Origin of the sequence: Carnobacterium sp. (assembly GCF_032094055.1) — a bacterium.
Classification (GTDB): domain Bacteria; phylum Bacillota; class Bacilli; order Lactobacillales; family Carnobacteriaceae; genus Carnobacterium_A.
The window spans coordinates 18,220-26,374 of the sequence record NZ_DAMDAK010000014.1 but is presented as its reverse complement, the minus strand read 5'-3'; the positions used below and the strand labels follow the sequence as shown (position 1 = coordinate 26,374).

The window sequence follows — 8,155 nt, the reverse complement described above, 5'->3', positions numbered from 1 at the left end:
AAATTCAAATTATTTTTAGGCAATTTTTTGGCTTTCATATAATCAGAAAATGTCTTAAAATTATGAACTGGAATAAAATGAAAGTGAACTTTTTCTTCTCTGGATTCTACGAAGTCTAATAATCCTTTTTCTGCTTCATAACAGGTTGATCCTAAAGGATTAATAAATAAATAAATTTCGATAACTTGTTTAAACTGATTCCCTTTTTTGGAATACTTAGTTGTGAGCATCTCATTTCACCTTAACTTTATATATTTTTGAAGCAATATTACATCTGTCAGCAACATATATACTGTATCAAATAAATTTATAAAAAAGTAATAAAATGTCCTAGAACATACTTTGAAAAAATAAAACTGTAACAAAATTGCCACATATTAAAAAAACTTTTGTTTCTAAAAAGCATCTTCCGTAGAAGCATAGGTCAGCATTCGAGCAATTTTATTTTTTGAAGGGCTTCTTTCTATCTGATGTTCTCTTAAAAAAGCATTAAACGTTTTTTCTCCTACTGTTTCTTCTGTTACTTCAAGTTCTAATTCATAATCTACTTGTTCGCCATAAAAGCTTTGATCTAAAACAAACAAGCCTTTTTCAGTCATTTTTTCAAAACGTTTTGTTTTAAGCGATCCAATTAAATGTACTTCTTTTGGTTGAATCTGTAATTGTTTTAATTTTTCAACAACAGCTCCTTGAAAATCAATTTTATTTTTTGAAAGGAGTTCATGAGCTGTTGCAAGAGATAATGTGTCAGTAGTTTCTAATAAATTATTTTCAATAGGCGTTTTAAGTGTTAATTCTGCTGAGTCCGATAAAATGCGTATTCTTAATCCAGCCCCTAGAAGTTTTAAAGCATTTTCTTCTGTATCAAAATAATGGTTTTCTTGAATGAAAAAGTCTGTTTCTTTAGCTTGGAAATAATGAAGTAAAGTATGGTATTCCGAAGCTGACAAGATATTTTTAAATTCAATTTCGAGTTGCTCACTCATATCATCATCTCCTGATTTCATTTAAATTAGACCAATAGAGCTAGCTCGTTTCTAGCTTTACAAGTTTTTACTTAATTTACTACTACTACGAAAAAGAATAACGATCAGATGTTAAAGCTGATCGAAAATCTAAAAAAGAGGATTTTATATATCAAATTTACGCGCTAATCGATTAAGTTGCAATAAAAATGACCTAAATTTATTTATTATACATGGATTCATTTTTTGAATAAAAATATTTCTGTATCAAACACTGTACATCGTACCGGTGAATAAAAAGAATGAAGGTTCTGCTTAAAAGCAGTTCTGAAAAAATGAAGGAAAGGAATTATTTAGTATAAAGTAGTACAGCTGCATGCTGTTACTATAATGCTATCTTTATTTTAAAATAGACGTTTTGGTCATTTCTTATTTTAAGCGGTATATGTTAAAATGAATTTGTATGCATTCTTTAAATGGAGTGGCATTGAAATGACAAATAAAGAAGGTAGAAGCAATGGATGAAAATCAAAATTGGGATGAATTTTTAGTACCTTATCAACAAGCAGTAGAAGAGTTAAAAGTTAAATTAAAAGGAATCCGAAAACAGTTTGGAAAAGAAAATCTGCATAAACCTGTTGAATTTGTTACGGGACGAGTAAAGCCGGTAGATAGTATTTTAGCAAAAGCAGAATTGCGCAACATCTCTTTAAACCGTCTCGAAACGGATATGCAAGATATTGCCGGATTACGGATCATGTGCCAATTTGTAGAAGATATTCATGAAGTCGTACGTTTATTAAGAAACCGGAAAGATATAAAAATAGTAGAAGAACGTGATTATATTACGAATCAGAAAGAGAGTGGTTATCGCTCGTACCATGTCGTTTTTGAATATCCTGTACAAGTAATCGATGGAGAAAAGATTATTTTAGCTGAAGTACAAATCAGGACATTATCCATGAATTTCTGGGCAACGATTGAACACTCTTTGAATTACAAATATAAAGGTGAATTTCCGGAAGATATTAAAGTACGCCTGAAGCGAGCGGCTGAAGCAGTCTATCAATTAGACGAAGAAATGTCAGAGATTAGGGAAGAAATCCAAGAAGCTCAGCATCTGTTTTCTTATAGTAAGCGAAACAGTCTAGAGGAAACTGATGATAAAAAGAAATTAGAATAGATTTTTATCGTTCAGCATAGGAGGAACTAATTGTGAAAATAGCCATTGTGCATAATAATAATGAAAAATCTCTTGCTGCAACAGAAGAGTTGAAACTATTGCTGATTAAAAACAACTTTTCAATAGATAAGCGTAACCCCGATTTGATTATCACAATTGGTGGAGACGGCACATTATTGTCTGCATTCCATCGATATGCCCATCTGTTGGACTCTGTTCGCTTTGTCGGTATACACACCGGACATTTAGGCTTCTATACAGATTGGCGTGACTATGAATTACCCGAATTAGTGGCTAGCTTAGTCAATGATAAAGGAGAAAGCATTAGTTATCCTTTATTAGATGTCCGGGGAACTTTTCAAGGGCGTAAGGAATCGTCACATTTCTTAGCATTGAATGAGTCAACGATGAAGCGGGTGGATGGTACAATGGTGTGCGATGTATTCGTCAAAGATGAACTCTTTGAACGTTTTAGAGGTGATGGCCTTTGTGTTTCGACTCCTACCGGTTCAACGGGATACAACAAATCAGTCGGCGGAGCCATTATTCATCCACGTTTAGAGGCTATTCAATTAGCAGAAATTGCTTCTATTAATAACCGTGTTTTCCGGACATTAAGTTCTCCTATGATCGTAGCTCCAGATGAATGGATTCGCATAAAACCAATCACTACAGACGGCTTTATATTAACTGTTGATCAATTGTCTTCATCTGAAAAGAATATTGTTGAACTACAATATCGAATAGCAAACGAACGGATTCACTTTGCCCGGTATCGACACACTCATTTCTGGAGCCGAGTAGAAGACGCATTTATTGGAGCGAAAAATAAATATGAAGTTTAGTTGGGTACACGAGTCTTTCGAAAAAAAACAAGTTAAAGCTTTTTTAGCGGAAAAAGGCATCTCACGCGGTTTATTGGCCAAAATAAAGTTTCAAGGCGGAGAAATCAAAGTTAATCAACAAGTAGAAAATGTTCTTTACCGTTTGCAGGAAAATGATTTAATAGAAGTTACTATCCCGAATGAAGAGGGCCATGATACAACAGTCCCCATCGATATTCCGATTGAAATTGTTTATGAAGATGAACATTTTTTAGTGGTGAATAAGCCTTTTGGAGTAGCTTCTATTCCATCAAGAATCCATCCAAAAGAATCGATGGCAAACCGTGTAAAAGGGTATTATGTAAGACAAGGCTATCAAAATCAAGTCATCCACATCGTTACGCGTCTAGATCGTGATACAACAGGGTTGATGCTTTTTGCTAAGCATGGGTATGCTCATGCTTTATTAGATAAAGAACTAAGAAATAAACAGTTGCATAAAAAATATATGGCTTTACTAACAGGAAAGTTAGTAGGAAGCCAGCACGGAGTGATTGAAGCTCCAATTGCTAGACCAGAAGATTCGATCATCAAGAGGATCGTGCACCCAAGCGGTAAAACGGCTTTAACAGAATACTGGGTAAAAACAGAATTTGATGATGCAACTTTAGTAGATATTCAGCTGCATACAGGGAGAACGCATCAAATCCGAGTACACTTTGCACACATTGGACATCCGCTTATGGGTGATGATCTTTATGGAGGAGTGAAGAATCAATGGATTAAAAGACAAGCCTTACATTGCCGTGAATTGGATTTTATCGATCCATTTACACAAAAGCAGATTGTGTTAACAGCAACCTGTCCTGACGACATGGCTGAATGGCTCAAACAGCAATAAAAACCTTGAAACTGCTAGAAGGGAGAGCTATTTTTGAATGAAGCACAACTAGAAATAGAAGAAAAGTTAAATTTACTAAAAACTTATTTAGCTGAAGAAAAACTCAAAGAATTTCGTTCTGAGTTTCTTACTTTACACGAATATGAACAAGGACAGTATTATCTTTCCTTAACTGAAGAAGAGCGGCAGAGAATGTATTACTATCTTTCTCCGAAAGAAATGGCCGATATGTTCGAAATCCTTGAAGAAGATGAAGAATCTGTTGAGGTGTATTTGAAAGAAATGGATCCACAGTATGCGGCTGATATGCTTAGCGAAATGTTTACAGATAATGCGGTTGATATTTTAAATCAATTAGAAAAAGCAGATTTACGCAAATACCTCAATCTAATGACAGCTGACAGCGCTGCTGAAATCAAAGAACTGCTGCATTATGAAGACGAAACTGCGGGTTCGATCATGACGACTGAATACGTCTCGGTAGCAGCTAATCAAACGATTCATTCTGCTATGCGAATCTTAAAAAACAAGGCTGCAGAAGCAGAAACGATTTATTATATTTATGTAGTGGATACGGCTGAAAAGTTAGTCGGCGTTATTTCTTTAAGAGAATTGATCACTCATGAAGACGATGAATTGATAGCAGATGTAATGGGGGATCGCCCAATTTCAGTCTATGTTACTGATGATCAAAATGACGTAGCTAAAACGATTAGAGACTACAACTTTTTAGCAGTACCTGTTATTGATAAAGATGATTACCTATTAGGGATCATCACAGTTGATGATATTATCGATGTTATTGACGAAGAAGCAGCTAGCGATTATTCAGGGTTGGCCGGGGTCGATGTCGGAGAACAATCAGAAAATCCCTTTATTGCGGCATCTAAACGCTTGCCATGGCTGATTACATTATTATTTTTAGGTATGGGAACAGCAACATTGATTAGTCGTTACGAAATATTAGTAAGTGAAGCCAGTATCCTAGCCGTTTTTATCTCTTTGATAACCGGTACAGCTGGTAATGCGGGTACACAATCATTAGCTGTTGCTGTAAGAAAACTAGCTGATAATGACGACAAAGCTAAAGGATTTGCAAGTTTGATTCTTAGTGAAGTACTGACAGGGATTGTCACTGGTTTAACGACAGGGGTAACGATTTTTGCTGTTATCGGTATTTGGCAACACAATTTTATTTTAGGCTTTGTAATTGGTACTGCTATGCTTTTTGCAATTGTAGTCGCCAATTTAGCCGGGAGTTTAATTCCGATATTAATGGATCGAATTGGTTTTGATCCGGCTGTTGCAAGTGGGCCGTTCATCTCGACATTAAGTGATTTAACTAGTGTTTTAATTTATTTTAATATAGCTGCTTACTTTATGCCATTTTTTATTTAAAGAAGACGGTGACTTTTTCGAACAGTGCAATTATTAGAAAATACAAGGATGGGACTTTTTGTCTCATCCTTTTGACAGTAAAGGATTGAATAGGCGTGGCTTATCGAAAGAAAAAGAAAAAATTAACTAAAAAGCAACAAAAACAGCGGACTCAATTAACGTTAATGAGTTTTATCATTTTGTTTTCATTTGTTTTCGGTCTTGCTTTAGGGAAAAGCGACAACTCAGACTATTCTCTACACGAAAAGTTGGAGCAATTTAAAGAGGAATTCGTGCATATTTTTCAAACAGACAATCAATACCCAAAAGGAGAAACAGCACTTAAAGGAACAAGCCAATTCCACTTCTTAGACGTGGGGCAAGGTTCAGCTACTTTGCTTCAATCAGAAGATGGGACTAATATTTTAATTGATACAGGACGCTATGAAGATAAAGATAAAAAAATCTTAACTTATTTAGACCGCTATATCGGTACAGGTGGAAAAATAGACCTGTTGATTTTTACCCATAACGATTCAGATCACATTGGATATGGCGACTTAGTTTTGCAATATTATGATGTTAAAGAAGTATGGATGAATGGCTATGATGCAACGAGTAAAATATATGAACGTGTACTTGGTGCTATTAGCGACAGTAATGCACGTTATGTGGAGCCGAAAAGCGGTGAGGAACATCAAGTAGGGCCTTTCCTGTTTGAAATACTCAACCCAACGATGGTCTCGAAAAACAACCCTAATGATGACTCGATTGTAGCTAAAATTACATTTGCTAACTTTAGCGGTCTGTTTAGTGGAGATGCTTCAGCAAGAGTTGAAAAAGAAATTATTGAGAGCGGAGCTGATTTAAAAGCGACTCTTCTTTTAATGGGACATCACGGCTCGAAAAGTAGTACGAGCGAAGAATGGATAAAAGCGATTGAACCGAAAATCAGTATTTACTCAGCAGGAGAGTCAAATAGTTACGGGCATCCTAACAGAGAAACGCTAGAGCGGCTCAACCATCAAAATGTTCCAATTTACGGAACGATAGAGGATGGAACCATAACGGTTAATGTAGATTCGAAGGGAACTTACAGCGTTGTTACAGAGAAAGGAGCGCATTAAAATGAAAGCAGTTCTTGAGGAGTTTGAAGGAGAGGTAGCACGGCTCATTCCTGATGATGGCAGTGATCCCATTCATGTAAATCTCCAGTATCTTCCTGATGAATGCACTTTAGGTGATGTTTTTGAATTGGTTTACCAAAAAAAAGACACACTGAGAATCCAAGAACTCATTTTATTATCCAATGAAAAAGAGCAAAGAATGGAACGGATGAAAGCAAAGCGAGAAGCATTGCTTAAACGGACAAAAGAACAACAATAATCATTATTTGAATGGTAGGCAAATCAATTTTATAGAAAACATACTAAAAACCTTAAAATAATTTTTTTAAGGTTTTTTAGTTATTGTTAATTTTTTTTCCATATCATGGTGGGGAATTCCAGCATCTAAGTAGCCTTCGCTAATGATTGAATAATTTAAAGCGGAGTAAAAACCAATAGCATGATCTTGCGCACCTAATATTAAGCGATTCCGGCTATGTTTAGAAGCATACCGTTCAATTTCCAACATTAATTTTTTCCCAAGCTGCTTGCCGCGCTGATCACTTAAAACAGCTACACGTTGTACTTTATAAGTATTCTGCTCAATAGGGAAAAGCCGGGCTGTAGCTACAGGAGTATCGTCTAAATAACCAACTACATAAATAGTTTGATCTTCTAGTTCATCTATTTCCATTTCTGCAGGAACCTGCTGTTCTTTTACGAAAACACGATTCCGAATAGTTAACCCATCTTTATAAACTTTTGAATTTAAATCAGATGACCAGGAAAAATTCATAAAATGTTCCTTCTTTCTATTTTGTTATGCTGTTAAGGGTACCATAGAAAATTAAGTGATTCTAGTGAGAATCTTCTATCCAGTTAATTTCTTTATTTCTGATAGGCAATAGCTTATACTTATACAAGTAATAAAGAATGGAGGAAAAATGATGAATAATAGTACTTTAGAATGGATAAAAAAGCTGACTGCCATTCCTTCTCCAACAGGGAATACAAGCGAAATTATTGGAATGATAAAAAAGGAGTTAACGGCTTTAGGGTATGAAGCAAATACAAACAATAAAGGGAGTTTATTAATCACTGTAAAAGGAAAAAATCATCAAAATCAGCGTTTTGTAACTGCTCATGTAGATACACTTGGAGCAATGGTACGTGCCATTAAACCTGATGGACGCTTAAAAATGGATTTGATTGGCGGATTTCGTTATAACGCGATCGAGGGAGAGTATTGTACTATCCATACAGCTTCAGGAAAAACATACACAGGGACAATACTAATGCATCAAACAAGCGTTCATGTCTATAAAGAAGCAGGGACAGCCGAAAGAAATCAAACAAATATGGAAATACGAATTGATGAAAAAGTGCAATCAAAAGAAGAAACCCAACAATTGGGCATTGAAGTTGGAGATTTTATCAGCTTTGATCCGCGGACAGAAATAACTAAAAGTGGTTTTATTAAATCACGCCATTTAGATGATAAAGTAAGTGTAGCTATTTTACTGAACCTTTTAGAAAAATTAGTTGAAGATCACATAGAATTGCCGTACACTACTCATTTTCTTATCTCAAATAATGAAGAGATCGGATATGGAGGAAATTCTAATATATCAGAAAAAGTTACAGAATACTTAGCTGTTGATATGGGAGCCATAGGAGATGATCAACAGACAGATGAATACTCAGTTTCTATATGTGTAAAAGATGGAAGCGGCCCTTACCATTATCAACTGAGAAAACAACTGACGAAATTATGTGAAGATAACCGTATTCCTTACCAG

General features: G+C 35.2%; 10 protein-coding genes. 7 read left to right on the top strand and 3 right to left on the bottom strand.

Going from position 1 to position 8,155, the window contains the following annotated elements; genetic code table 11:
* Positions 1 to 230: DsbA family protein (locus RT405_RS03705; protein WP_313467653.1), on the bottom strand; the 230-nt coding region annotated here is incomplete at its 3' end.
* A 165-nt stretch (positions 231 to 395) separates the two neighbouring features.
* A complete protein-coding gene (locus RT405_RS03700; protein WP_313467651.1) occupies positions 396 to 986 on the bottom strand; it encodes a CYTH domain-containing protein in 591 nt (196 codons plus the stop codon).
* Positions 987 to 1,482: 496 nt separating this feature from the next.
* On the opposite strand from RT405_RS03700, the gene RT405_RS03695 reads away from it, so the two are divergent.
* The 6 genes from RT405_RS03695 to RT405_RS03670 all read left to right on the top strand — a co-directional run bounded on the left by RT405_RS03695 (position 1,483) and on the right by RT405_RS03670 (position 6,636).
* Positions 1,483 to 2,148, top strand: coding sequence for a GTP pyrophosphokinase family protein (locus RT405_RS03695; RefSeq protein ID WP_313467649.1), 666 nt, complete (start codon positions 1,483 to 1,485; stop codon positions 2,146 to 2,148).
* A 32-nt stretch (positions 2,149 to 2,180) separates the two neighbouring features.
* Positions 2,181 to 2,993 (top strand): NAD kinase, encoded by an 813-nt coding sequence (locus RT405_RS03690; RefSeq protein ID WP_313467648.1) that lies wholly within the window; start codon positions 2,181 to 2,183, stop codon positions 2,991 to 2,993.
* Positions 2,983 to 3,873, top strand: a complete 891-nt coding sequence (locus tag RT405_RS03685) for an RluA family pseudouridine synthase (protein ID WP_313467646.1) — start codon at positions 2,983 to 2,985, stop codon at positions 3,871 to 3,873. The genes RT405_RS03690 and RT405_RS03685 overlap by 11 nt, the downstream gene beginning before the upstream one ends.
* A gap of 33 nt (positions 3,874 to 3,906) precedes the next feature.
* Positions 3,907 to 5,271, top strand: coding sequence for a magnesium transporter (gene mgtE / locus RT405_RS03680; protein ID WP_313467644.1), 1,365 nt, complete (start codon positions 3,907 to 3,909; stop codon positions 5,269 to 5,271).
* A 95-nt stretch (positions 5,272 to 5,366) separates the two neighbouring features.
* Positions 5,367 to 6,377, top strand: coding sequence for a ComEC/Rec2 family competence protein (locus RT405_RS03675; RefSeq protein WP_313467642.1), 1,011 nt, complete (start codon positions 5,367 to 5,369; stop codon positions 6,375 to 6,377).
* Position 6,378: 1 nt separating this feature from the next.
* Positions 6,379 to 6,636: a DUF3006 family protein gene (locus tag RT405_RS03670; RefSeq protein ID WP_313467641.1), complete on the top strand. Its 258-nt coding sequence runs from the start codon at positions 6,379 to 6,381 to the stop codon at positions 6,634 to 6,636.
* A 66-nt stretch (positions 6,637 to 6,702) separates the two neighbouring features.
* Here the strand turns inward: RT405_RS03670 and RT405_RS03665 are convergent, their stop codons facing one another.
* On the bottom strand, positions 6,703 to 7,152 hold the full coding sequence (locus RT405_RS03665; protein ID WP_313467640.1) for a GNAT family N-acetyltransferase: 450 nt from the start codon (positions 7,150 to 7,152) through the stop codon (positions 6,703 to 6,705).
* A 151-nt stretch (positions 7,153 to 7,303) separates the two neighbouring features.
* Between RT405_RS03665 and RT405_RS03660 the strand changes: the two genes are divergently transcribed.
* A partial coding sequence (locus RT405_RS03660) for a M42 family metallopeptidase (RefSeq protein WP_313467638.1) occupies positions 7,304 to 8,155 on the top strand: 852 nt, incomplete at its 3' end.